Below are 26,880 nucleotides of genomic sequence, written 5' to 3' on the forward strand. Positions count from 1 at the left end.
TATGTGTAAGAAAAACTTAAAGAAATTAAAAAATTTAAATAACAATAATTTTAATAAAATTAATTTTGGTATTCAATGTAAAAAATGTCATACAAGTATTCCACTGTTCAATTTAAAGCGTATTTTTTCATCAGTTTTAGTTGCTGCTTATTATGCATGCCATTCTTCAATTGTATATGCGCAAATAGAAGCTTTTCAAAATGCTCCTTCTGGGCATAAACCAATAATGGATGCAGCGCATAATGGAGTCCCTGTTGTTCATATCGCTCCACCAAATAATGCTGGGGTTTCGCACAATCAATTTGAAAATTTTAATGTCAATGGTAACGGGGCAATTTTAAATAATAGTAATCAGGATGTTCAAACACAGCTTGCAGGTTGGATCGCAGCAAATCCTCAATTTGGGCAAAATTCAGCTAGTGTCATTGTGAATGAGGTGATGTCTACAAATCCATCATATTTAAGTGGTGCAATTGAAGTAGCTGGAAAATTTGCTGATGTTATTATTGCTAATCCAAATGGGATAACTTGTGACGGTTGTGGATTTATAAATACAGGTAGGGCGAGTTTAGTTGTAGGAAGACCCGAGTTTAGTCATGATGGGTTGGTTGATTCTTTTCAAAACTTAAATGGACAACTTATTATTGGCGGAAAAGGCCTCAATGTAACTAATATTCTTCAATTAGATTTAATAGCAAAATCTATGACAGTTAGTGGTGAAGTTTGGGCAAATAAATTAAATGCAGTTCTTAGTTCAAGTAAAGTAAATTATAAAAATTTAAATGCAAATAAGAATGAAAATAGTACTGGCAGAGCAAATGGTTTTGCACTTGATATAAAAGCAATGGGTGGTATGCACGCCAAACAATTATTTATTGTAGCGACTGATAAAGGCTTAGGAGTTAATAGTCAAGGGCGTCTATCATCTTTAGAAAGTGATTTGGTTTTAAATGCAAATGGTGATATAAAATTAAAAGATATTTTTGCCAAAAATAATTTGGAAATTAGTGGATCTGAAAACATATTTTTAACTGGTAAGGTAATTTCAGAAAATTCAGTTAAATTAAAATCTGAAAGAGATATTGAAAATTTAGGAGTTGTTTCGTCAAATGGAATATTAAATATTAATTCATTAAATTTAAATAATAAAGGTGAATTAATTCAAAATAGTAACAATAGCATTATATTAGAAATTAAAAATAAGTCTGAAAACTCTGGAATAATTTCTGGTAAAGGTGAAATAAAAATTACGGCAGAGAAAATAGAAGATAAAAATGGGAAATATGAATCTTTATCAACAATTAATTTAGCTTCCAAAGATTTTAAAACCGATGGTATGAGTTTGGTTTCACAGAATATTGAAGTAAAATCAGATTCTATAGAAATTATCAAAACTAATATAGCTACATCAGATTCTGTAAATGTAATTTCAGATAATTTGATATTAGGTAATAATTCAAAAATAATTGCAGGAAATAAAGTTAAAATAGATAGCAGTGCATTAAAAAGTGAATTAAGTGAAATTACTTCTAACAAAGAAATTAATATTAATTTAATGTCTCCGCTAGTCAATAATAATTCTAAAATCATCAGTGAAAATGTTTTAAATATAAATTCAAATGGTTTAGAAAATAATAACGGATATATTTCTGCAAATTCTGCAAGCTTAAATTTCAATGGAAATGAAGTAAATAATCAATCTGGAAAAATAATTGTTGAAAACGATATTGATTTAAATTCTAGTTACTTAAATAATTCCAATGGAATGATAGTGTCAGGAAAAAATGTTAAAATTAATACAAATAGTAATAATTTAAATAATTCTAATGGAGTTTTGAAGGCTGAAGGTTTTATAGATGTTAATGCAATAAATAGTGAAATAAATAATACAAGTGGTAAGATTATTTCAAATGAAAAAATCACTTTAAATTCACTATTTATAAATAATAATTATGCTGAAATAAATTCAGGTAATGTGGAAATAAATTCTTCTCTTAGTAATTCTTATGGGATTGTTAATTCAACAAATAGTATTGAATTAAAAGGGGATTTAGTATTAAATAATGAAGGTAAAATTCTAGCAGAAAAAAATGTCATAATTGATTCAAACCAGAAAAATATAAATAATAACTATGGAAATATTTTATCAAATGGAAAAATTTCACTGAATTCGAATAGTATTGATAATAATTCTGGGTTTATTAGTGGCTATAAAGAAATAATTGTAGCGAGTAATTATATTTCTAATAATGAAGGACGAATATTATCTGCTAGTGGTGATATAAGTATAACTAAAGGTGAGTTAAATAATAATTTTGGAATTGTAAATGCAAGAGATAGTATTAAAATAAATTCTGAAAATATAAATAATTCAAAGGGTACAATTGTCGGAAGTAATCTTGATATTTTTACGAATGATATTGATAACAGAAATGGTGAGATTTTAGGAAAGAATAAAATTGATATTACCAGTAAAAATATTGATAATAGTTATGGATCTATTAATTCAGAAAATATTTTAAAAGTAAATTCTAGTAATTATGATGTATTAAATAATTATGGAAAAATATCTGCAAAAAATGATTTACAATTATTATCTAATAATTTGCAAAATTCAAATGGAAATATTTCATCAGGAAATAAAGGAAGTATTGAAACTAATAAGATTGAAAATATAAATGGTGAAATAATATCAAAAATTAATTTAAATATAAAATCAACTGAAATTACAAATTCTGGTCAGATACAATCATTAGGAAATTTAGATGTCAATAGTGCTGACCTTAAAAATTATAATGGAAATATAATTGCTGGAAATAACCTTAATATTAAGTCAAATATTGTAGAAAATATGAAAGGTAAAATAAATTCAGGAGATAATGTTACTATAGATGCAAAATCTATGGATAATACTGATGGTCAAATTAAAGCAAGAAGTACAACTATTAACTTATTGAATAATGGAAATTTAATTAATAAAAATGGAGAAATATTTGCTGAAGAATATTTAAAAATTAAAGCGGAATTATCATCAAATGATGGTGGAAAAATTCGTTCAAATGGTAATATGGTATTGGATTTTGAAGGAACTAATTTTAATAATGCTGGCGGAACAATTGAATCTGGAAAATCGATGCAAATATTTGCAAAAGAAATTGATAATTCAAAAGGAAAATTAAAAAGTGGAACAAATATAGATTTGCAAATAACTAATTTATTAAATAAAGAAGGTGAAATTAATGCTAAAGAAAATTTAAAATTAAAAGCAAATTCTGTTTTAAATATTCTAGGTAAATTTTTTGCAAAAAATCAAGATTTAAATTTAGGTGAAAATGGCATACTAAATAATGAAAATGGAGAATTATTTTCTGAAAAAAATCTTTCAATTCAGTCTAGTGAATTAAATAATAATTCAGGGAAAATTATTGCTAATGAAAATGTTGTCATAAATTCAGGTTTAACTGTTGAAAATAAATTAGGAATAATTTCATCAAATAATGAAATTAATATTTCTTCAAATACTTTAGAAAATAATTTTGGAAATATAAGTGCTAATAATTTATTTGTAAAAACTGGCGAATTAAACAATGAAGAAGGCAAAATTCTTGCAAGCGGAAACAATTCCGTAAATGCAGGAAATATAGAAAACAAGCAAGGTAAAATTCATGGTCAAGTGGTAGCAGTTACGTTAACGCAAGGTAGTTCAATAAGTAACAGCAGTGGCGAATTGCTTGCAGAAAAAAGCTTAAGCTTGCAAGGCGGTGTCGCGGCAAATGATCAAGGCTTGATATCTGCCAAAGAAAGTTCCGTAATAAATACCCAAGGGGAAGAATTAAATAACAATAGTGGTAAAGTCCAAGCTGTTGGAACATTAACAATCAACTCCGCAGACATAAGCAACAAGCAAGGCGAAATAGTCAGTACAGACAAATTGCAGATAGAAAGCACGGCGTTCAATAACGAAACAGGAAAAGTGCTTAGCAGCAAAGAAATAGCAATTAAAAGTAAAGAATTAAATAATAAGCAAGGTGAAATTGTAGTTCAAAATACAGGAACACCTATTGCTGGGCATATTGTAATTCAAACCCAAGGGCAAAAAATAAATAATGAAGAAGGTAAAATTCTTGCAAGCGGAAACAATTCTGTAAATGCAGGAAATATAGAAAACAAGCAAGGTAAAATTCATGGTCAAGCGGTAGCAGTTACGTTAGTACAAGGTAGTTCAATAAGTAACAGCAGTGGTGAATTGCTTGCAGAAAAAAGCTTAAGCTTGCAAGGTGGTGTTGCGGCAAATGATCAAGGTTTGATATCTGCCAAAGAAAGTGCTGTTATCAATACCCAAGGGGAAATATTAAATAACAATAGTGGTAAAGTCCAAGCTGTTGGAACATTAACAATCAATTCTGCAGACATAAGCAACAAGCAAGGCGAAATAGTCAGTACAGACAAATTGCAGATAGAAAGCATGGCGTTCAATAATGAAACAGGAAAAGTGCTCAGCAGCAAAGAAATAGCAATTAAAAGTAAAGAATTATATAACAAGCAAGGCGAAATTGTAGTTCAAAATTCTGGAGCACCGCTTGCTGGACATATTGTAATTCAAACCCAAGGGCAAAAAATAAATAATGAAGAAGGTAAAATTCTTGCAAGCGGAAACAATTCTGTAAATGCAGGAAATATAGAAAACAAGCAAGGTAAAATTCATGGTCAAGAGGTAGCAGTTACGTTAGTACAAGGTAGTTCAATAAGTAACAGCAGTGGTGAATTGCTTGCAGAAAAAAGCTTAAACTTGCAAGGTGGTGTTGCGGCAAATGATCAAGGGTTGATATCTGCTAAAGAAAGTGCTGTTATCAATACCCAAGGGGAAATATTAAATAACAATAGTGGTAAAGTCCAAGCTATTGGTACGTTAACAATCAATTCTGCAGACATAAGCAACAAGCAAGGCGAAATAGTCAGTACAGACAAATTGCAAATAGAAAGCGCAGCGTTCAATAACGAAACAGGAAAAGTGCTTAGCAGCAAAGAAATAGCAATTAAAAGTAAAGAATTAAATAACAAGCAAGGTGAAATTGTAGTACAAAATACTGGAGCACCGCTTGCTGGACATATTGTAATTCAAACCCAAGGGCAAAAAATAAATAACGAAGAAGGTAAAATTCTTGCAAGCGGAAACAATTCCGTAAATGCAGGAAATATAGAAAATAAGCAAGGTAAAATTCATGGTCAGGCGGTAGCAGTCACGTTAACGCAAGGTAGTTCTATAAGTAACAGCAGTGGTGAATTGCTTGCAGAAAAAAGCATAAACTTGCAAGGTGGTGTCGCGGCAAATGATCAAGGATTGATATCTGCCAAAGAAAGTGCCGTAATAAATACCCAAGGGGAAAAATTAAATAACAATAGTGGTAAAGTCCAAGCTGTTGGTACGTTAACAATCAATTCTGCAGACATAAGCAACAAGCAAGGCGAAATAGTCAGTACAGACAAATTGCAGATTGAAAGCACAGCGTTCAATAACGAAACAGGAAAAGTCCTTAGCAGCAAAGAAATAGCAATTAAAAGTAAAGAATTAAATAACAAGCAAGGTGAAATAGTAGTACAAAATACTGGAGCACCGCTTGCTGGACATATTGTAATTCAAACCCAAGGGCAAAAAATAAATAACGAAGAAGGTAAAATTCTTGCAAGCGGGAACAATTCCGTAAATGCAGGAAATATAGAAAATAAGCAAGGAAAAATTCATGGTCAAGCGGTAGCAGTCACGTTAACGCAAGGCAGTTCTATAAGTAACAGCAGTGGCGAATTGCTTGCAGAAAAAAGCTTAAGCTTGCAAGGTGGTGTCGCGGCAAATGATCAAGGATTAATATCTGCCAAAGAAAGTGCTGTTATCAATACCCAAGGGGAAAAATTAAATAACAATAGTGGTAAAGTCCAAGCTGTTGGAACATTAACAATCAATTCCTCAGACATAAGCAACAAGCAAGGCGAAATAGTCAGTACAGACAAAATGCAGATAGAAAGCACAGCGTTCAATAACGAAACAGGAAAAGTGCTTAGTAGCAAAGAAATAGCAATTAAAAGTAAAGAATTAAATAACAAGCAAGGTGAAATTGTAGTTCAAAATACAGGAACTCCGCTTTCAGGACATATTGCCATTCAAACCCAAGGGCAAAAAATAAATAATGAAGAAGGTAAAATTCTTGCAAGCGGAAACAATTCCGTAAATGCAGGAAATATAGAAAATAAGCAAGGTAAAATTCATGGTCAAGTGGTAGCGGTCACGTTAACGCAAGGTAGTTCTATAAGTAACAGAAGTGGTGAACTGCTTGCAGAAAAAAGCTTAAATTTGCAAGGCGGTGTCGCGGCAAATGATCAAGGATTGATATCTGCCAAAGAAAGTGCTGTGATAAATACCCAAGGGGAAAAATTAAATAATAATAATGGTAAAGTCCAAGCTGTTGGTACGTTAACAATCAATTCCTCAGACATAAGCAACAAGCAAGGCGAAATAGTCAGTACAGACAAATTGCAGATAGAAAGCACAGCGTTCAATAACGAAACAGGAAAAGTGCTTAGCAGCAAAGAAATAGCAATTAAAAGTAAAGAATTAAATAACAAGCAAGGTGAAATAGTAGTTCAAAATACAGGAGCACCGCTTGCTGGGCATATTGTAATTCAAACGCAAGGACAAAAAGTAAATAACGAACAAGGTAAAATTCTTGCAAGCGGAAACAATATGCTAGAAGCAGGAAATCTAGAAAATAAGCAAGGAAAAATTCATGGTCAAGCGGTAGCAGTCACGTTGACGCAAGGTAGTTCTATAAGTAACAGCAGTGGTGAATTGCTTGCAGAAAAAAGCTTAAGCTTGCAAGGTGGTGTTGCGGCAAATGATCAAGGGTTGATATCTGCCAAAGAAAGTGCCGTAATAAATACCCAAGGGGAAAAATTAAATAACAATAGTGGGAAAGTCCAAGCTGTTGGAACATTAACAATCAATTCCTCAGACATAAGCAACAAGCAAGGCGAAATAGTCAGTACAGACAAATTGCAGATTGAAAGCACAGCGTTCAGTAACGAAACAGGAAAAGTGCTTAGCAGCAAAGAAATAGCAATTAAAAGTAAAGAATTAAATAACAAGCAAGGTGAAATTATAGTTCAAAATACAGGAGCACCGCTTGCTGGACATATTGTAATTCAAACGCAAGGACAAAAAGTAAATAACGAAGAAGGCAAAATTCTTGCAAGCGGAAACAATTCCGTAAATGCAGGAAATATAGAAAACAAGCAAGGAAAAATTCATGGTCAGGCGGTAGCAGTCACGTTAACGCAAGGCAGTTCTATAAGTAACAGCAGTGGTGAATTGCTTGCAGAAAAAAGCTTAAGCTTGCAAGGTGGTGTTGCGGCAAATGATCAAGGGTTGATATCTGCCAAAGAAAGTGCCGTAATAAATACCCAAGGGGAAAAATTAAATAATGAGAAGGGGCGTATTCAGGCTCAACAGAATCTTGCAATAAATTCAGCTCAATTGATAAACAAGCAAGGAAATATTTCTACTCAAATGAATGCTGAAATTAACTCTTTTGATATTAGTAATATTTTTGGGCATATTTTTTCTAAAGAAAACCTCAATATCAATAGTAGTAATATTGATAACACAAATGGAAAAATAAACGGGCAAGATCTAAATATGCTTCTTGCAGGTTCTTCTAGTATAAGTAATAATGATGGAAAAATAATTGCCGAGAAAAGTTTTGATCTAAAAGGTGGACTTTTAACAAATGTTAAAGGTGAAATTTTAGCAAACTATGATTTAAATTTTAATTCACATGGTCTTCTAATAAATAATGATCAAGGTTCAATTCATTCTAACCAAAATATTGATATTCAATCAGGTCTTTTGACGAATAGGCAGGGTTCAATACAAAGTGAAAGAAACTCAAAATTCAAAAGTAGTGACCTTATAAATGATAAAGGAAAAATATTTTCTCAGGAAAAAATTGATGTTGATAGTAATTTAATATCTAATAAAGAAGGTTTTATTGTTGCTAAAGAAATTGAAATAAATACAAATAACCATAAGATAGAAAATCAAAAAGGTACTATACATTCTAAAAATGATATTAACATCCAATCTAATGATTTGCATAATGAGCATGGAAGTATTCTTGCTGGAAATAGATTAAATTTAACTACTGCAAGTATTTTTAATAATTATGGTTATCTTGCGGGTCAATCAGGTATTAATAGTAACAGTCAAAAAATAGACAATACAAGCGGTTTAATTCTGACAAAAAAAATTGCAGCTAGTTTAGGAATGAATACAAATAATAAAGAAATAATAAATAAACTTGGAACAATTGTAAGTAGCAATGATTTATCTATTCAATCTGGTGACATAAAGAATGAAAATGGAAAATTATTTGGACAAAGCATTGATATTAAGTTAGTGAAAGGGACAAATTTAAGTAATGATAATGGAAGTATTATTTCTAAAAGTGATTTAAATATTACTGGTGGTTTAAATTCAAATAAATTTGGTTTAATTGCCTCACATGGTAATTCAAATATTAATTCTGATGGTCAAACGGTAAATAATTCCCAAGGTGTAATTCAAGCTAATAAACAGCTTACATTGAAAACAGAAAATTTAAATAACAATCAAGGGGTAATTGCTTCTGTAGATCAATTAAAAATTAATAGTAAAATTTTAGATAATGATAAAGGAAAATTATTTACTACCGGAAGCTCAAATATTAATATTGAAACAAATAAGCAAAAATTATCAAATAATGAAGGTAAAATTTCAGCCAGTGGAAATCTTGCTCTTAATGCGAGTGAACTTATTTCTAATAAAGGTGTCGTTAGTGCTGAAAATGTTGATGTAAACTTAAATAATGGAAAACTAGAAAATGATCACGGTAAATTGATTGCTGAAGAAAAATTAAATATTAATAGTGGTTTTATTTCAAATAAATATGGAACTCTTGGTTCTAACAACAAATTAGACATTAATACAAACAAACATAATTTAGATAATTTAAATGGTAAACTACAAGCTGAAATAGCAACCATCCAGAGCGGAAATTTTGATAATCAAAATGGCGTTATAAATGTAGGAAATAAATTAAATGTAAATAGTGAATTATTTAATAATAATAATGGAATAATTGTAGTTCATAGTATAAATAATAATAACTCTAATGAGTTTATATTAGATACAAATGGAAATGAATTTTCAAACGTAGGCGGAAAAATATTTGCAAATGTTTTAACAAAAATATTAAATACTAGTAATATTAAAAACAATAACGGTTATTTATTTGCGAAAGATCTAACTATTAAAATAGATCATCTACAAAATAATCATGGAATTGTTTTTACTAGTAATCATCTCAAAATTGACGCAAATGAATTAAGTAATCAAAATGGGCGAATTATTTCTAGTAATACTTTAACTGCAAACATAAGTAATGTTATTCAAAATCAGCAGGGGCAGATAAACGCAACTGGCAATTTAAATTTAAAAACGCAAAATTTTAATAATAGTAGTGGACAAATCGCAAGTTTAAGTAATTTAATTTTAAATGCAAACCAAATTAATAATTCTTCAGGTACTATTCATGGAAATGGTGCAAGTAAAATTGAAGCAAGCTCAACAAATAACAATAGTGGTCACATATATTCAAACGGATCATTGGTTTTAAATAGTTCAACATTACAAAATGAAAATGGAAATATTGGAACAACTCAAAATTTAGAAATAAACTCTAGTAGTAATTCTTTAGGTGGAAAAATTATTAGCCAAGGAAATATGAATTTAAATATTTCTTCTAACTATACAAATACTACAGATTTAGCAGCAGGTGGAAATTTAAATTTATCAACAGCTGGTTTGACGAATAGTAATAAAATTCAAGCTAATGGAAATTTAAAAATAAACACAAGTGGAGATGCTACTAATAATAAAGGTGCTACAATTGCTGCAAAATCAGCAGAATTAAATGTACAAGGTAAGTTTACAAATTTAGGAAAATTTGATGGTGAAAATGTAAAAATAAATGCTGCTAGTATAGAAAATAAGGCTCAAATATCAGGAAATAATTTAGACATAAAAGCCAATGAAATTCTAAATCATGAGCAAGGAAAATTTGTTGGAGCATCTGCTAATGGTTCAATTAATTTTGCAGGTGGAAATTTAACAAATGAAAAGGGTGGAGAAATTTTATCAGCTGGTAATATTTCATTTAGCTTAGATAAATTAACAAATATTTCTACCAAAATATATGCATCAGGAAACATAAATTTTAATTCAACTGATGTAACAAATAAAAAAGAAAATTATGTAACTGAAATTCGAGAAATTGTTTACAATTATTCACCACATAAAAATGAATTACAATTTGAAAAAGGTGATATATTAGGACATAAAAGAAGAGAAAAAATAACCCACCGTAAAACAACTTATGGTGAAGAAATTAAAGAAGATAGTGCTGTTGGAGAAATTAAAGCGGGTGGCAATATGCACTTTGCAGGAAATGTCTTAAATGATAAAAGTGTAATTATATCTGCCGGTACTATGATTTTTAACCAAGCTAGTACCAATAATGCTTCATATATTATTGAAAGACAATATTGGGAAAATGGGAATTTCTTTGATGTACATAGATATGAAATTTCATTTTCAGATAGTATGTTTGGAGGTTTTCAAACAAAACACGAAATTCGTACAGATGACAAAGTATTATTTAATATTACTAGATCTGATAACGCTATGGAAAAACATACTCTCACCGAAGCAATTATGGTTGGGAATAAAGCTGTTGGTACCTTGACTCAAGCGCAAAATATTAATCTTTCTGCAACACAAAATATTGTACCTTCTTTGAGCTTTTCCTCTCCAGCGCAAAATCCAGGCGTTTCTTTAGTAAAATTAAATAAGGAAAGTAATTATCAAGGCTCAATCCAAAGTTCTTTTAATCCAGACGAACAAGTTTTACAAACTGCTGCTACAAATAATCAATCATTTGTTGGAAATAAATTAAGTTTGCAAGCTGTGCAAAAAGAAAATATTCAAACTGCTCAACTTCAAACTTATGGTAAAGTATTAACGGATAATATTTCTTTTAGAAATGGAAGTATTGAAAATCCTAATATTCCTTTATTTGCAAACAGAAATACGCAATTTTCTTTCAGCGGAATGACTCAGTATAATGCAGATCAGGGTTCTTTATTAAATTATAGTAATACTAGTGAAGTTATTCCTGCAGAATTAAGTTTAACTGATAAAGAAAATTTTAATTTTGGAAATATTTCTATTGATAACAAAAATAATGAAAATATTGAAATAAATACTTTTGAAAATGCAAATAATATTTTAAATAGTCAAGAAACAGAGCCTTTTTCAGTTCCGCTTGATAACGGATTATTAAAACAAAGCAATGTTTTTCAATATTTTGATCCAGCTGCATTTAACCAAAATTATGCTTTAAATATGTTTGACTATTTTGCAGCAAATAAACAAAGTATAAAACAAAATTATCAACTAAGTTTCACTGAATTAGAAAAATATAGTTTAAGTAATTTGGAGCAAAAAGGAGTTAACTTCAGAAAAGAAACAGATTCTAAATATACTGACTATAATAATTTTTATGCAAGTGATTATTATTTTAACCAATTAAAACTTCAGCCTGACAGACAGCTTAAAAAATATGGTGACAATCAAAATGGACGCCTTGCAGATGCTGATGATAATTTGGGTTTAACAGGCCAAACTTTTCTTACTAACTATCAAGCAACAGAAAAACAATTTGTGCAAATTGTTAATGCAGGAAAACAGTTTACCCAAAGCTATCAAATTTCACCGGGTACAAATTTATCTGCGGAATCGATGAAACAATTGACAAGTATTATTATTGCAAATGTAGATGAAAAAACAAATAAAGTTGAAAAAGGATTAAGAAATTTAGCAAACCAAGATTTAAAAAAACATGGAGGTTTTATAGCTTTCGGTGAAATGGATTTGAAAATTTCAGGAGATTTTAAAAATGAAGGTACTTTTTTCAATGCGGACGGAAAACTTGAAGCTCAAAATATAATAAATGATGGTGGTAAAATTATTGGTAATAATACGCAACTAGAAGCGAAGAAAGATTTTAAAAATATTGAAGGCATGCTTTTAAGCGATAAACAAAAAGGAAATCTTTTTATTAAAGCTGGCAATAAAATATTTATGGAAACAAAAGCAGTTGATATTGATTATACAATTGATGGAGTAAAACAAAAGTTAACTGAAGTTGGAGCTGTAGCAAGCGTTTCTGGTCATAATATTTCGTTATATTCTGAGGGAAATATTGAAAAAATTGGAACTCAAATTGATGCAACTGGAAAATTGCAGCAATATGCAAAAGGAAATATCGACGCTAAAAGTACTGTACTTGAAAAAGCCATTCATTCAAACACAATGAATGGCGGATATTTAAAAGAAAAATCTACTACCCACTTTATTGGCAATGAAAAATCTGGAAGTGACAATATTTTAATTGCTGAAAAAGATATTAATTATAAAGGCGTGGATATTGAATCGAAGGGGAAACTAAGTGTTTCTGGAGAAAATGTAACATTTAAAGCCGAAGTAGAATCTAATCATGATGAATATTATAGTTCAGTAAGAAATAGTCAGATTTATAATTCAGCGACAACTGAAAAATCCGTAGGCGGAAAACTTAATGCCAATAATAACATTTTAATTATTGCCACAGGTGAAAAAACAGGAGAAAAAGATGCAAATGGAGAAGCTGTTTCCAAAAATGGTACAGGAAATGTTAATTTAACAGGTACTGAAATAAAATCTAAAAATGCAAATATCATTATTAATGCAAATAATGATGTGAATGTAATTTCTCAGGTATTGAATAATAAATTTGCCTCTTGGTCTGTTCAAACAAGTGAGGGGGCTGTAAATTCAACTACGACTTCAGCAAACTCTGGGCAAAATAGCCAGGGTATAACTCAATCAGTTTTAAGTGCAAATAATATTTTAATTAATGCTGGCGATCAAAATAAAAAGCAAGGAAATATTAATATTCAATCAGGGCAACTAGTGGCTTCTAAAGATATTCAACTAAATGCAGGCAATGAAATTAATATTATTTCACAAGAATTAAAGAGTGAAAGCCATTCCCATTCGGAAAGTTCAACAAGTGGTCTAATGGGAACTAGTGTTTCAAGCTTTACTGTTGGGCAAAAAGACGAAAAACAAAAAGGAACAAGTAAAGTTACACAAAATATTGGATCCACTGTGGCAACAAAAGATGGTAACATTAGTATAAATGCAGGTGGAAAATATTACCAAAAAGGTTCAAATTTATTGTCAGTAAATGGATCTGTAGATGTAGAAGCAGAATCTATAAAAATAGAACATACAAAAAATATTTATGTTGGAGCACAAGAGAGAGAAGTCTCTGTCAATGGTTTAAATGTTGGTGCAAGAAATGAAGCATTTTCTTTAGGACAAAACTTATACAATAATTATAATACTTCTCAAAATACAACTGATCCGCGAATGCAAGCAATTTTAGCAGCTGCTTCAGGATTGTCAGTTTATAATACCCTAAGTCCCGCTTTAGATAAAAATGATCCAAAAGAACTAGCTAAGTTGAAGGTTTCAACAGGAATTGGCGGTAGTTCGCAAAAAAACTCTATGAGTTATTATAATGAAGAAATAAATGCTTCATCAATTAATGCCGGCAATAATGTTTCTTTAAAGGCAAGAGGGGCGGGCGCAGATAGCAAAATTGAAATTTATGGTTCTGATGTTAAAGCAAATAATAAATTAACCCTAAATGCTGAAGGCGATATTATTGCAAATGCTGCTAAAGCAATGTCGAAATCAAGTTCCGATGCGCTTTCTTATAGTTGGCAAGCTGGGGTAGCCTTCAATGTTAGCACTGAAGGAGTTGGTGTTGCTGGTGAGGTAACAGGAACACTTGGGCAAAGTGGAACTAATAAGTATGAAGTTGCGCATAGAAATAGCCATTTAGAAGGTTCAAAACAAGTTGAAATTGTTTCTGGTGGAAATACCAATTTAATTGGTGGTACCATTCGAGGTGATAAAGTAACAGGGGATATTAAGGGTAATTTGTATATTGAAAGTTTGCAAGATTTAAGTAAATTTTCAAGTGATGCAAAATCAGGTTCACTTACAGGAACAGCTTGTGTTCCGCCAATTTGCGCTGGAAATTCTGGCGCAAGTTTTAGCTATACGCAGACAGATATGGACAGCTATTATCAAAGTGTTGGTGAGCAATCGGGAATATTTGCTGGGTCACAAGGGTTTCAATTAAAAGTTGGTGGAAATACGCACCTAAAAGGTGCAGTGATATCTTCAAACGACGAAGCAATAAAAAACAAGAGAAATACATTTGAAACGGGAACATTTAGTAGTGAAGATATAGTAAATAAAGCGTGGTATGAAGCAAGTCAATTTACAGTTGCTGGTTCAGTAGGAACGTTAAATAATAGCGTAGCACCGACAGTACCATTGTATTCATCAGATTCCAAATCCAACACGACATATAGTGGTGTATCGGGAGGAAGTTTTGTAATAAGAGATGATGCAAAACAAAGAGAGTTAACAGGTAAGAGTGCAGAGCGGACGATAGCCGAGACAAATCGAGACACATCAAATACGCATGAGAAATTGGCGGTGATATTTGATGAGCAAAAAATAACAACAGAGTTTCAAATAGTAACAACATTTAATAATGAATTAAATACGTTTATAAATAATCAAGCAAATAAACAGGATAATTATAAGAAAGAATTAGAAGGATTATTGGACAGTGGTGCAGATCCCAATTCATCCGAAGTAAAAGAAGCGCAATCAAATTTAGAATCAGCAGAGAAGTGGGGACCAGGAGGAAGCTACAGACAAATAGCGCAGGCGTTATCGCTAGCGATATCAGGGAATGTAGGTGGAAGTAATATTGATTTAATAAAAGGGTTTGCAGCAAATTACCTCCAAAGTTTGGGAGCAGAAAAGGTAAAAGAGTTAGCACAGCATTTAGGTGGAGAAGGAAGTCCAGCGCATGTGGCCTTACATGCGGTATTAGGTTGTGTAGCAGGAAGTATAAAAGGAACATGTGAACAAACGGCAGTAGGAGCAGCTGCAGGAGTAGTAGTAAACGAATTACTAAAAGAAGATAAAAAGTTAACAGCGGAAGAAAAAGAAAAGAAATTAAATATAACAACAGGGTTGATAGGAAGCTTAGCGAATGCGTTAGGGGAAAAGAATGTAGCAGCGGTAACAAGTGGAGCGCAGATAGAGAGTGAGAATAATAGTTTAAAGAAATTAGATCATATTAGTCTTGGTGTTTCTTTAGTAGATGCTGCTCGTTTAAAAATGATAAAAATGCAGTCAGATAATTTAAAACAAGAATTAGAGAAACATATTGGTGAATATGCAACAGTAGGCGATTACGTTTTTAATAGTCATACATTTGAATCAGAGCTTTTAATGTTGAGTGAGGGTAAGAAAACCTTTGCTGAGTTTTTAGATGCGTATGGAAAAAGTGCAGTTTTAGAAATTATATTAAACAAAAGCTTATCAAGGTTAACAGAATTAAAACCAGAATTAAAAAGTATTTTACAACCAGCCTTACTAAATGTTCAAAAGAAAGGTGAAGATTGGTTATTAAATGAAGGGTTATCGAAACAAGAGCAAATTAAATTAACAGAAAAATATGAAGATACCTATAAACTTTTGAGTGGAAAAACAAGTTTAAAAGAGTTGGAACGCACAAAAGGAATAGGATATTTATTAGAAGTAGGTAGCGAACTAAATAAAAAAGGAATTCACTTAGATAAGAAAGGTGGAACAGATTGGCAATTAGTAAGAATAGATAGTAAGACACAAAAGGAAAAAGCCCTCAATATAAATCTTGTGAATGGTGTTCAAGAGGGTTATCAAAGTACAAGTGAAAGCAAAAATTTAAAAGACATAATTGAAGGGAAAACAACTTGGGAAGAGTTGGCAAATAAAAAAGGCAAAGATTATGTAGAAAGGTTAGTCAAGAGCAAAGAAGCAGAAGGAATATGGAATAATGAATTAATAAATCCAAATACAAGTATAAACGGAGATAAAGAAAATACAATATTAAAGAAATGGGATGAAGGAAAAAATTACTTGGTAGAAAATGATCCAAAATTAAAAGACAAGCCAAGTATATTAGGTAACAAAGCGCCATATTCATCAAGAGAAATAGCAGAAGATATGAAGGATAGGCATGGTAAAGACAATGTGACTTCAACGACAGTACCTCCTTTGAATAAACCGAATGTAAAAATGGCAGGGAAAGAAAAAGTAATACAATTAGATGTTCAAAAACAAGAATGGGATGTAGATAAAAAACAATTTAAAACGGTGACAGAAAAGCAAGACGTAAAAATAGTATTTGACAAGAAAGGATATCCAATATTTGATGATGTTATGAAGGTGGAAGTGAGAATTCCTGTGAAAGAATATCGGGAAATGGAGTATAGACAACAATTGAAAGCTGCAACAAAAGAGTTAAAGAGGTTAATTCAGGAAAACATAATTCCAAAAACTTCATTCACAGCGAAACAATTAGAACAAATAAATAAGGAATTACCAAACTTTGATGGATATACATGGCATCATCACCAAGAAACTGGTAGAATGCAATCTGTTCCTCGGAATATTCATGAAAAAGTTAGTCATATAGGTTGGGAAGGAATGCAAGGAGAAACTAAAAATGAGAAATGAAATTGAATGGATAGCCTCAGAACAACCTACAAATATAGATCAGATAAAAGAATTTGAAATTAAGTCTGGTTATAAATTTCCTAAGAGTTATATAGATTTAATGATAAAATATAATGGAGCAACTATACTTAATTACATAACTAGCTTTAAAGTTTATTATAAAAGTGGTAAAATGTATCCTAATACCTTTGGAATTGGACAGTTTTTGGCTTTTGGAGAAGAAAGTATTTCTCATATTACTAATCTAATAGATTGGTGTAATGATAATAATAATCGTGATGAAAATTATCCAATACCAGAATTTATATTACCCATTATTTATGATGGCGGAGGTAATTATGTTTGTTTTGATTACCGACATGATCCAAAAACGGATAATCCTAAAGTAGTGTTTTGGTTTCATGAAGAAGCTGGATGCTTGGAAGAAGGTTTAGAAGTTTATTTTATAGCCAATAGTTTCGATGAGTTTTTAGATTGTTTGTTTGATAGTAGGACGGAGAAAGAAAAAGTGGAAGATGAAATTTCCAGAAAAGAATATTTAGAGATGTTTGGTTCAAAGTAATACTTATATATTCTTTGAAGAAATAGGTAAATAAAATTTATTTACCTATTTTAATTTGAAATAGTTTTAACTTGATCTGACAAAAGTATTGAAATGAAAAGTTAATTTTCTAACCGCTATTTAAATAACTTCCTTTAATAAAATCTTATTGTATTTCTTTTAAGAGCATATTATGAAATTAAAGTTAAAAAACTAAACTAATTAGTCTAATAAGTTAAATGAAACTCAGTTGGAATTTCTATACCTTCTTTGTTATCTACATAAAGAACAATTGTTAATAATTTTAGATGATCTGTTAATATTTTAGAAGGGTCTTCATTTTTGTTATAAGATAATGGCAAATTTCCAAGAAATTGAAGATCGTTTGCTGATATTTTAATATTAGAAGAATTTACTATTTTATTAAGACCGTTATTTATATTACTTGATGAATCAAAAATTGAATAACTTTTTATGAGATAATTATTTTCTATATTAAACTCTAATTCACCTTTGTAACTAATGATTTGGACTAAGTCTGAGGTTGATATTTTAAGTCGATTTATTGCATTAAAAAAGAAGCCTTTATTATCTATTTTCTTAACTTTATTATCTCCGAAATAGATTGTATTTTCTTTTGACTTAAATACGTCATTGACTACTACATTTTCTTGTGGATTATAAACATCTATTCTAAATTCTCTATTTTTTCCAGAGATTATTTCTGAAGAAATTTTATACTTTTTATTATGATTTTCATCTTTAAGAAAATATATATCTTTGCTTTTTGAATCTGTATCTAAATTAAATCCTTTTTCAAGTTTATAAACTTCATTTTTATTATCTTGATTGCTAAATTCCATGCTTGTAATATTAATATTACAAGCATTATTACCATTTTCATTAAAAGAAAATTTATTATATTGGCTTCCTGCTTGCCATTTTATTTCTTCATCTTCTTCACATTCTTTTGAAAAATTGCCACTGATGGCTAAGCTATAATTTTTTATAGGAATTTTATCTGAAAATTTAAATGTATATGTTGTTTCTTTAGAGCTTTTGCCACTGCTAGAGTTTGTATTATTTGATTTATTACCATCTTTACAACCTATAGTAGTTAATGCTGCTAATGCTAAAGAAACTTTAAAAGCGAACTTCATTAAACCTCCTATACTTTAATTACTTGAATGAAAAATTCCCGCTATTAGACAAAAATATTATTCTAATTTTTAATTAAAACTGGTTTTATTTTTCAAAAAGTTGCAATAAAAAGCAAGGAAATTAAAATTAAGTTCCTTGCTATAATTAGAAATTTTTAACTATTAATCTCTATTAAATTCTATGTAAGTTATTTCTGATTCAATTGAATTAGTAGAATATGAAGATGGGATATAAAGTTTTAATTTGTTATCAACTAATTTTAGCAATCCCATTTGATATTTTATTTTTTTATTTCCAACAATCATATTACAGTTTGTAGGACTTAGATGAATTCTGTCTGTCTCTTTTTCCAAAAGAAATTTACCTTCAGTACAACCTGAAATTCTTGATAATCCATTTGCTTTTTCAAAACTTAGGGAATCTCCCGCTTTAGAAATATTTACTATAATTTGTTGGTTTTTTGAAATCCAACGTGTTTCTCTTAGATCTTCAATGGCAGTGTCTTTTTCAGGAAGTGTTGAAAATGATTTCGCAGCTTTTTTATTATTACTGCTTTCATTATTCTTTCCGCAAGAAGCTAGTATTAGGCAAGAGCTCAAAGCAACTAAAAACAAATTTTTCATTAAAATATTCCTTTTCTAAATTAAATTTCAAAACAATATCATCCAGAATTTTCCGTTAGTATTCTAAACGAACTAACAAAATAGAAATTTTCATAAATATATAAAAATCTCATTTAATTTTATATATTTATAAAAAACAAAAAAATCAAATTATTATTTAAACATATTTTATAGATATATTTTAAATATTATCTATAAAATATGTGAGATAAAAACTAACTAGGATAAAAAATTTTGCAAATTCTATCTGTGTTTATTAGATAGAATATAAATGATAATTCTAATTAAATTTCTTCGAATTCAGTTTCAGTTGAAACTGAATCATAATTAATAAATTTTTGCTTAAAATTAAATCAACAAAAATTATTTTTTATTCTAGTGCAGTGAATTAATCTCACTAGCAAAAATTTCGCATAATACTATAGCTCTTGTTAAAAGGGTTATCTAAAAAAATAAAATTTGAGGTATTAAAGCTAATAAAAATTGTAGTATTTTATAATTTATAAATATAACAAGAAATAATTTTTACCAATTGTTGAAATAAATTAAAATTACGAATATATAGAGTTTTGCTTAATTACCAAAATTAAGCATTTTTACTATTTGCTTAAATAAATGGAGTTATTTAATGTTTGCTAAAAAAATGGGCTATACTTTAGCTTCTTTGGTTCTTACAACATCTGCATTTGCTGCAAAAAAATCGTCTGATGTTCAAATCAATGCCGGTTATACAAATTATAGTGGTTTTTCTGATGGTGCATTTGATAATAATTTTAATGGTGGAAATTTAGGAGTAACATACCTTTACAGTATTTATAATGATAAAATTGCTCCTGTAGTTGGTGGTGGCTTAAATACGCAATTAATGAGATATTCATATTCAAATGGTGAGACCTTAACTTTAAATTCCTATGAAGGAGTTATTAAAGCTGGTGCAAAATTTGAACTTGTTGAAAAAGTTAATATGTTTGCATTAGTAAATGCTGGTTACTCTTTTTATAACTATATTAATACATCTTTTAACAAAGGTGACTTTAAAGTGCAAAATACATATAGTTTTGGAGCTTCTCTGATAGCAACTTACGACCTATCTGAATCTTTAAATGTTGGTTTGGGTTACACATATAACCGTAGAAATTTAAAAGTACAAGACACAAATTATAATAAAGATTTTCAATACAATGAACATTCAGCAAATGTAATTGTAGGTTTCAATTTTTAATTTGTGAGATCAATCTCAATTTTGCTAGGCTATTTTCCTAAATAGCCTAGCTTTTTTTATAGAGAATTTAAAATAAAAAAATATTACTTTCCTTAGCAGCATCTTCAATGCTTACAGCCGTATATGCCAAAGAAAATCCTTCCACTTTAATGTTTCAAGGTGGCTATACTACAATTGATAATTATAAAAATTCAGATGATACTACAGATAACCCTAATTTTCCTCAATTATCAGGGTGGAATATGGGAGCTATGTATATGGCTTCTTTTATCGACAACAGTAGCATTCATCCCATTTTAGGGGGCGGACTTTCTTATAACTACACGACTGGTCATAAAAACGATGCCTTTTCTTAGTATGATTTAACCTTGTCTTCGCTGGATCTTGCTGGAGCAGCTGGTGTAAAATTTAATTTGACAGATAAGTTTGATCTTTATACTCTTGTTAATTTAAACTTTGCAGCTATTTCAAAACAAAATGAGTATAGTGGTTATTATTATAGTAATAACAATGTATATTTTGGAACAGTAAAAATTTATAGTGCAGGATCTTTTGGTATTAGTATCATTCCAACTTATAATATTGATGAAAATTATAGTATTGGCTTTGGGTATTTCTTAGGAAAAAGAGTTTTTGTCAGAAAAGCTGATCATATTAGCGATAAAACATATACGGGAACTGAACAATCTTTTAATGTTGTATTTGGTATAAATATATAAGGTAAATTAAATTATTAGTTAAAGGAAAGTTTATAGAGTTTTAACTTTTCATCTTTTCCTTTAACGCTAAATTCGCCCACAAATTCTACTTGTTTTTTTTCATCCTCATTAAAAGAATTATATGTGCTTTCAGAAATTAATAATTCTGTTTTTATTTCTTTGGTCATACTTTCAATTCTTGAAGCAGTATTTACAGAGTCTCCAATTACTGTAGCATTCAATCTTTTTTCTTCACCCACTATGCCAATGACAACTTTGCCAGTATTTAATCCAATTCCTATTTTTACTTCACCAAATATAGAATATTGATTTTCTGAATTTTGATTTTTAATTGCAGAAAGTATTTCTTGTGAAGCTTTAAATGCTTGAATAGCTTGGTTAGGAAACAAAGCCATTAATCCATCACCAATATATTTATCAATGAATCCTCCGTGTTCTTTAATAATGGGTGCGACTAATTTTAAGTAATCATTGATAAATTCAAAATTTTCTTTCGGGGTTAAACTTTCCGAAAGTTTTGTATAACCACGAATATCTGAAAATAAGATAGTCATTTCTTGTTCAAAATAATCTCCTAAGAGAATTTTTCTAATATCATCTTTATTTAAAATATCAATAAATTCTTTTGGAACAAACCTTTGGTAAGATAGATTTGTTTCTTTTAGATTTTGGATTAAGTTTTTAATTGAGTTTCGCATTGTTTCAAAGCTTTTTGCTAATTTTGCTACTTCATCCTTTCCATAAGTAACAATTGGAATGTCTAAGTTTCCTGCAGACAAAGTGGCAGCATTTTTTTCTAGTTTTTTTAAACCTTTAGTAATTCCAGCTGCGGCAAAAGAGGACAAAATAACTGAAAATAAAAATATTCCAAGGCCAAGAATTAAAATAAATATTTTTGAAGTGTTAAATACATATTCATTTTCTTTATTGGATATTGAAAGTAAAGCTGTTACATTTTCGTTTACTAAATTAGGTTTAAACTTAAAAGAATAATAATAACCATTTTTTGATGTCCACGTTCTATCATTGTCATTATTTATGGAAGTTTTTTCTTGCTTTAAATGATTAAACTCCTTGTTAATAACTTCAATTTCATTTTTGTCTTCAATTGAGCTGCTTAATAGTTGAGTTTGATTAAAAAAAGAAATATCAACCCCTGTTATTTTTGCAATTTTTTCTAAATATTTTCTATCGATATTAAAGGTAGTAGAAAGTATTCCGCAGACTTTTTTATTGTCTGAGATCACTGGTGATAAATGAATAATTTTTAAGTTATTGCTTGACATAAATTTTGAGGAGTTTTTTCCATCCAATGCTTGCCTAAAACTATCGAATAAAATTTTATTTTTATTTTCTGAAAAAAAATTTATAAAAGACTGATTTCCACTTTCTCCTAAAGAAATGGGATTCCCATCATTGTCATAACTATGAACATCTGATAACTCTAACTCTTCTTGAAATTTCTTTGCTATTTTAAGTACAGCTAAACTTTGTCTTGACTCTATTTCTTTTATAAATTGAGAAAAATTTGCAATAATTCGACTATCGCCATCTAATTTTAAAAATTGAAAATCTAGCGATGTATTTAATGTTTCTTTTGCTGAGTTTAAAATTTTGAAAGAAGAATTTTTTAATTGTAAAAATAATAACCAAGCACCAAATGCTAAACAAACTGTGGATACTAGTGCTGTTAATCCACACATTAGAAATAAAAAGCGGTTTCGGATACTAAACATTTTTTCCTAATCCCTTATGGTATCTTAATAACATTCATGTTAATTCAATGCGTTGGAATGCTGCTGGGGCTTCTTTTCCTATTTGGATGAAAAAAACCTCAACAGAGAATTTTAGTATTTTATTGAGGGGTATAATCTATGGAAATGAAGGTAAAAACTGGGGTATTGCTAGTCAATGTGGGCACCCCCGATGCCCCGGAAACAAAAGCAGTAAGACGTTATTTAAAGGAATTTCTTTCCGATCCAAGGGTTATTGATATACCGGCGGTTATTCGATTTTTTTTATTGCGTTGTATTATTCTGCCATTCCGTAGCCCGAAATCTGCGCATGCTTATAAAAGTATATGGTCGAAAGAGCATGGCTCACCCTTGTTAATGTATTCTAAGCAACTAGGAACCGAAGTTGGAAAATTATTAGGTGATGATTATCTAGTGGAAGTATCTATGCGGTATCAAAATCCATCTATTGATGAAGCTCTAGCGAAATTAAATCAGGCAGGGGTTGGTAAAATTATTGTTTTTCCTTTATTTCCGCAATATTCTTCTGCAGCAACTGGTACAGTTTTTGAAAAAGTAAGCAAATTAATTCATAAGATGTGGAATATACCACAAGTTGTTTATGTTCCTCCTTTTTATGATGATCCTTTGTTTATTGAAAGTTTTTCAGCAATAGCAAAGAATTTTTTAGCAAATTATTCTGCTGATTTTGTCTTGTTCAGTTATCATGGATTACCTGAAAGACATGTAAAAAAATCAGATTTAACAAAAGGAAAATTCTGTTTAACAAAAGATAACTGCTGTGAAAAAATAGAAAAAGAAAATCAATTTTGTTACCGAGCGCAATGTTTTGCAACCACAAGACTGTTAGCAAAAAAATTAAATCTTTCACCGCAAAATTATACTACTTCATTTCAATCAAGACTTGGAAAAGATCCTTGGATTAAACCTTATACTGATCTTTTATTGCAAGAATTAGCAGATAAAGGTTATAAAAAAATAGCGGTATTTTGCCCTGCTTTTGTCGCAGATTGTTTAGAAACTTTAGAAGAAATTCAAATGCGTGCAAGGGAACAATGGTTAGAAATTGGGGGAGAAGATTTACGTCTTATTCCTTCTTTAAATGCTGATTCCAATTGGGCCCAATCAGTGGTAAAAATGATCCAAAAATATGCTTAATTTTTTTAGGAAATAATTATGTCGGAAAAACCTTTTGAAATTTCTTGGCCTGTGACACCAACAGGCGATCAGCCGCAGGCTATAGAAAAATTAGTTTCAGGTTTATCTGCAGGACTTTCAGAACAAATATTGCTTGGTGTGACTGGTTCTGGGAAGACATTTACCATTGCTAATGTTGTCGCAAAAACCCAAAGACCCACTTTAGTCATTGCACATAATAAAACATTAGCTGCGCAATTATTTCAAGAATTTAAAGAACTTTTTCCAAATAATGCGGTTGAATATTTTATCAGTTACTATGACTACTATCAGCCAGAAGCCTACTTGCCAAGTACGGATACTTTTATCGATAAATCTGCATCTATTAACGATAATATCGACAAAATGCGGCATAGTGCGACAAAAGCCTTATTTGAACGGCGAGACGTTATTATTGTCAGTTCTGTAAGTTGTATTTATGGTTTAGGAGCTCCCGATACTTATTTAAATTCAAGAATAGTTTTAAATTTAAATGCAGAATTTTCCAGAGATGATTTTATTCGCCAACTTATTTCCATTCAATATACTCGAAATGATATATCCTTAGAAAGAGGAAAATTTCGGGTGCGTGGTGATATAATTGAAGTCGTTCCTTCATCAGAAAATGAAAGAGCAGTGCGAATTCAATTTTGGGGAGATAAAATTGAAAAATTATCTACAATTGACGCACTTAAAGGAACAGTAATAGAAAAAATTCAAAAAATAAATATCTATCCTGCCTCGCATTATGTCTTAGAGAATGAAAAAATTGACGAAGTTATTTCCCAAATTTCCCATGATTTAATTGAAAAAGTTTCTGAATTTAAAAATAATGGAAAACATATTGAAGCTCAACGAATTGAGCAAAGAACGTTACACGACTTAGAAATGATCCGTGAAATTGGATACTGTCAAGGCATAGAAAATTATTCTCGTTACTTAGATGGACGGTCTCCTGGTAAACCTCCTGCTACTTTACTTGATTATTTTCCAAAAGATTATTTATTAGTTATTGATGAAAGTCATGTCACAGTTCCACAAATTGGCGGTATGTATCGTGGCGATAGAGCAAGAAAAGAAACCTTAGTGCAATATGGATTTCGCTTACCAGCTGCATTAGATAATCGTCCGTTAAATTTTGATGAATTTAAAGATCGAATGGGTCAGACTATTTATGTTTCAGCAACTCCTGCTAAATATGAATTAGAACATGCAGGAACTGAAATTGTTGAACAGATTATTCGTCCTACTGGCTTAATCGATCCTCAAATTCTCGTTAAACCAGCAAAAGGTCAAATTGATGATCTTTTATTTGAAATCCAAAATGTTGTAGCAAAAAAAGAAAGAATTTTAATTACAACTCTGACTAAAAAAATGGCGGAAAATATAACTGCTTATTATGCCGAATTTGGCATAAAAATAAAATATTTGCATTCTGAAATTCAAAGTATAGAGCGAGTAGAAATATTACGAGATCTGCGCTTAGGTATTTTTGATGTTCTTGTTGGTATCAATTTGCTAAGAGAAGGACTCGATTTACCTGAAGTATCATTGGTAGCTATTTTAGATGCAGATAAAGAAGGTTTTTTAAGAAGTAAAACAAGCTTAATCCAAACTGTTGGTAGGGCGGCTAGAAATGCTAATGGAAGAGTTATTTTGTATGCTGATAAGGAAACAGAAAGTATTAAATTTTGTATTGAAGAAACTTCTAGAAGAAGAGAGAAACAAGAAAAATATAATACCGAAAATAATATTACACCTCAAACTGTATACAAAAAAATTCCTGATGATCTAAAGAAAATATATAATCTTGACTATGGTGATGAATTTCAAGAAAAATTAATTCAAGCTATCGCTAATTTAGATGATGAAAATATTTTAAAAGATGCTAAAAAACTGGAAAAATATGTGCAAAAAATGCAAAAAGAAATGATAAAAGCTTCGCAAAAAATGGATTTTGAATTAGCGGCTCAATTACGCGATAAAATCTTTCTATTAAAAGAACAAATTCTTTTACTAACAGGTGAATCATAGATGGAAGAAAAAGAGTATCAGAATTTTAAATTAATATTTTCTTGGAATGGTGAAAAATTTCATGGTTATCAGCAACAACCTAATGTTTTTACAGTCCAAGAAGCTATAACAAAAGCATGGTTTATTTTGACTAAAGAAACTGTAACTTTAACAGGTTGCAGTCGATTAGATGCTGGTGTACATGCAAATAGCTTTGTTTTAAATTTACAATCTCAAACTAATTATTCTTTGGAAAGAATACAAAAAGGATTAAATGGAATTTTTCATTCGCAATTGCATTTGGATATTTCTTTGTATTCGGTAGAACATGTCGCAAGTGATTTTCATGCACGGTTTTCTTCACAAGGAAAGCATTATCGATATTTAATTTGGTATGGTTTTTCAGAACATGCATTTTTAACTCGAAGATGTTGGCATGTTAGAACGAAATTAGATGTTTCTGAACTGTTTTTGCAATTGCAAAATTTTGTCGGTGAGCACGATTTTTCTGCATTTCGAGCTATAGATTGTGGAGCTAAAAATACGATAAAAAAAATCTACCAAATTCATGCGCAATTTCATCCTGTTTATTCTGAATGTATTGTTATTGATATTTGGGGTGAAGGGTTTTTGAAAAATATGATCCGCAACATGGTGGGAACCGCCGTTGATATTGCAAGCAATAAGTTATCAAAGAATACCATAACCGAAGGGTATTTGCATAAAAACAGAAATTTAACAGGAGTTTGTGCACCAGCGTGGGGTTTAACCTTAATGCAAGTATTCTACAGCAAAAAAGAACTCGAGAAAGCTTTACAGTTGCCTACATTCTTCCCAGCTCCTTGCTAAAGGCAATTTCTTTGTTAGTACTTTGTTTCCTATTCTCTC

Annotated in this window: 11 protein-coding genes; 8 read left to right on the forward strand and 3 right to left on the reverse strand. The window is 30.1% G+C overall.

Translation table 11 applies throughout. From position 1 onward, the window contains the following. The first annotated feature begins 1 nt into the window (after position 1). Positions 2 to 16,783, forward strand: a complete 16,782-nt coding sequence (locus tag QEJ31_RS13920; RefSeq protein ID WP_280591027.1) for a hemagglutinin repeat-containing protein — start codon at positions 2 to 4, stop codon at positions 16,781 to 16,783. Beyond that, entirely contained in the window at positions 16,773 to 17,345 is a 573-nt protein-coding gene (locus tag QEJ31_RS13925; RefSeq protein ID WP_280591029.1) for an SMI1/KNR4 family protein, read from the forward strand. Before QEJ31_RS13920 ends, QEJ31_RS13925 begins: the two co-directional genes overlap by 11 nt. A 206-nt stretch (positions 17,346 to 17,551) precedes the next feature. Here the strand turns inward: QEJ31_RS13925 and QEJ31_RS13930 are convergent, their stop codons facing one another. After that, positions 17,552 to 18,484 (reverse strand): hypothetical protein, encoded by a 933-nt coding sequence (locus QEJ31_RS13930; RefSeq protein WP_280591031.1) that lies wholly within the window; start codon positions 18,482 to 18,484, stop codon positions 17,552 to 17,554. A 162-nt stretch (positions 18,485 to 18,646) separates the two neighbouring features. Further along, on the reverse strand, positions 18,647 to 19,108 hold the full coding sequence (locus tag QEJ31_RS13935) for a hypothetical protein (protein WP_280591033.1): 462 nt from the start codon (positions 19,106 to 19,108) through the stop codon (positions 18,647 to 18,649). A gap of 628 nt (positions 19,109 to 19,736) precedes the next feature. On the opposite strand from QEJ31_RS13935, the gene QEJ31_RS13940 reads away from it, so the two are divergent. The 3 genes from QEJ31_RS13940 to QEJ31_RS13950 all read left to right on the forward strand — a co-directional run bounded on the left by QEJ31_RS13940 (position 19,737) and on the right by QEJ31_RS13950 (position 21,049). Continuing rightward, positions 19,737 to 20,330 (forward strand): outer membrane beta-barrel protein, encoded by a 594-nt coding sequence (locus tag QEJ31_RS13940; RefSeq protein WP_280591035.1) that lies wholly within the window; start codon positions 19,737 to 19,739, stop codon positions 20,328 to 20,330. A gap of 107 nt (positions 20,331 to 20,437) precedes the next feature. Continuing rightward, positions 20,438 to 20,686, forward strand: coding sequence for a hypothetical protein (locus QEJ31_RS13945; protein WP_280591037.1), 249 nt, complete (start codon positions 20,438 to 20,440; stop codon positions 20,684 to 20,686). Between the two features lie 12 nt (positions 20,687 to 20,698). Beyond that, positions 20,699 to 21,049 carry a hypothetical protein gene (locus QEJ31_RS13950; RefSeq protein WP_280591039.1) on the forward strand — a complete coding sequence of 117 codons (351 nt, stop codon included), beginning with the start codon at positions 20,699 to 20,701 and terminating at the stop codon, positions 21,047 to 21,049. Positions 21,050 to 21,063: 14 nt separating this feature from the next. Here the strand turns inward: QEJ31_RS13950 and QEJ31_RS13955 are convergent, their stop codons facing one another. Further along, positions 21,064 to 22,785 carry an adenylate/guanylate cyclase domain-containing protein gene (locus QEJ31_RS13955; protein ID WP_280591040.1) on the reverse strand — a complete coding sequence of 574 codons (1,722 nt, stop codon included), beginning with the start codon at positions 22,783 to 22,785 and terminating at the stop codon, positions 21,064 to 21,066. Between the two features lie 138 nt (positions 22,786 to 22,923). On the opposite strand from QEJ31_RS13955, the gene hemH reads away from it, so the two are divergent. Genes hemH through truA form a run of 3 tightly spaced genes read left to right on the forward strand, consistent with a single transcriptional unit; the run spans position 22,924 to position 26,841 of the window. Next, complete coding sequence (gene hemH / locus QEJ31_RS13960) at positions 22,924 to 23,961, forward strand: ferrochelatase (RefSeq protein WP_280591041.1); 1,038 nt, start codon at positions 22,924 to 22,926, stop codon at positions 23,959 to 23,961. Positions 23,962 to 23,979: 18 nt separating this feature from the next. After that, a complete protein-coding gene (gene uvrB, locus QEJ31_RS13965) occupies positions 23,980 to 26,013 on the forward strand; it encodes an excinuclease ABC subunit UvrB (protein WP_280591042.1) in 2,034 nt (677 codons plus the stop codon). Then, positions 26,014 to 26,841: a tRNA pseudouridine(38-40) synthase TruA gene (truA, locus tag QEJ31_RS13970; protein ID WP_280591043.1), complete on the forward strand. Its 828-nt coding sequence runs from the start codon at positions 26,014 to 26,016 to the stop codon at positions 26,839 to 26,841. The last annotated feature ends 39 nt before the right edge of the window (positions 26,842 to 26,880 follow it).

This window comes from Pigmentibacter sp. JX0631 (genome assembly GCF_029873255.1).
In the GTDB taxonomy this organism is placed as follows: Bacteria; Bdellovibrionota_B; Oligoflexia; order Silvanigrellales; family Silvanigrellaceae; genus Silvanigrella.

Excerpts from the sequence above, each read along its gene's own strand:
- QEJ31_RS13955 (WP_280591040.1), bottom strand. The coding sequence starts at position 22,785 with ATGTTTAGTATCCGAAACCGCTTTTTATTTCTAATGTGTGGATTAACA.
- hemH (WP_280591041.1), top strand. The coding sequence starts at position 22,924 with ATGGAAATGAAGGTAAAAACTGGGGTATTGCTAGTCAATGTGGGCACC.
- truA (WP_280591043.1), top strand. The coding sequence starts at position 26,014 with ATGGAAGAAAAAGAGTATCAGAATTTTAAATTAATATTTTCTTGGAAT.
- QEJ31_RS13920 (WP_280591027.1), top strand. The coding sequence starts at position 2 with ATGTGTAAGAAAAACTTAAAGAAATTAAAAAATTTAAATAACAATAAT.
- QEJ31_RS13935 (WP_280591033.1), bottom strand. The coding sequence starts at position 19,108 with ATGAAAAATTTGTTTTTAGTTGCTTTGAGCTCTTGCCTAATACTAGCT.
- QEJ31_RS13925 (WP_280591029.1), top strand. The coding sequence starts at position 16,773 with ATGAGAAATGAAATTGAATGGATAGCCTCAGAACAACCTACAAATATA.
- QEJ31_RS13940 (WP_280591035.1), top strand. The coding sequence starts at position 19,737 with ATGTTTGCTAAAAAAATGGGCTATACTTTAGCTTCTTTGGTTCTTACA.
- QEJ31_RS13930 (WP_280591031.1), bottom strand. The coding sequence starts at position 18,484 with ATGAAGTTCGCTTTTAAAGTTTCTTTAGCATTAGCAGCATTAACTACT.
- uvrB (WP_280591042.1), top strand. The coding sequence starts at position 23,980 with ATGTCGGAAAAACCTTTTGAAATTTCTTGGCCTGTGACACCAACAGGC.
- QEJ31_RS13945 (WP_280591037.1), top strand. The coding sequence starts at position 20,438 with ATGCTTACAGCCGTATATGCCAAAGAAAATCCTTCCACTTTAATGTTT.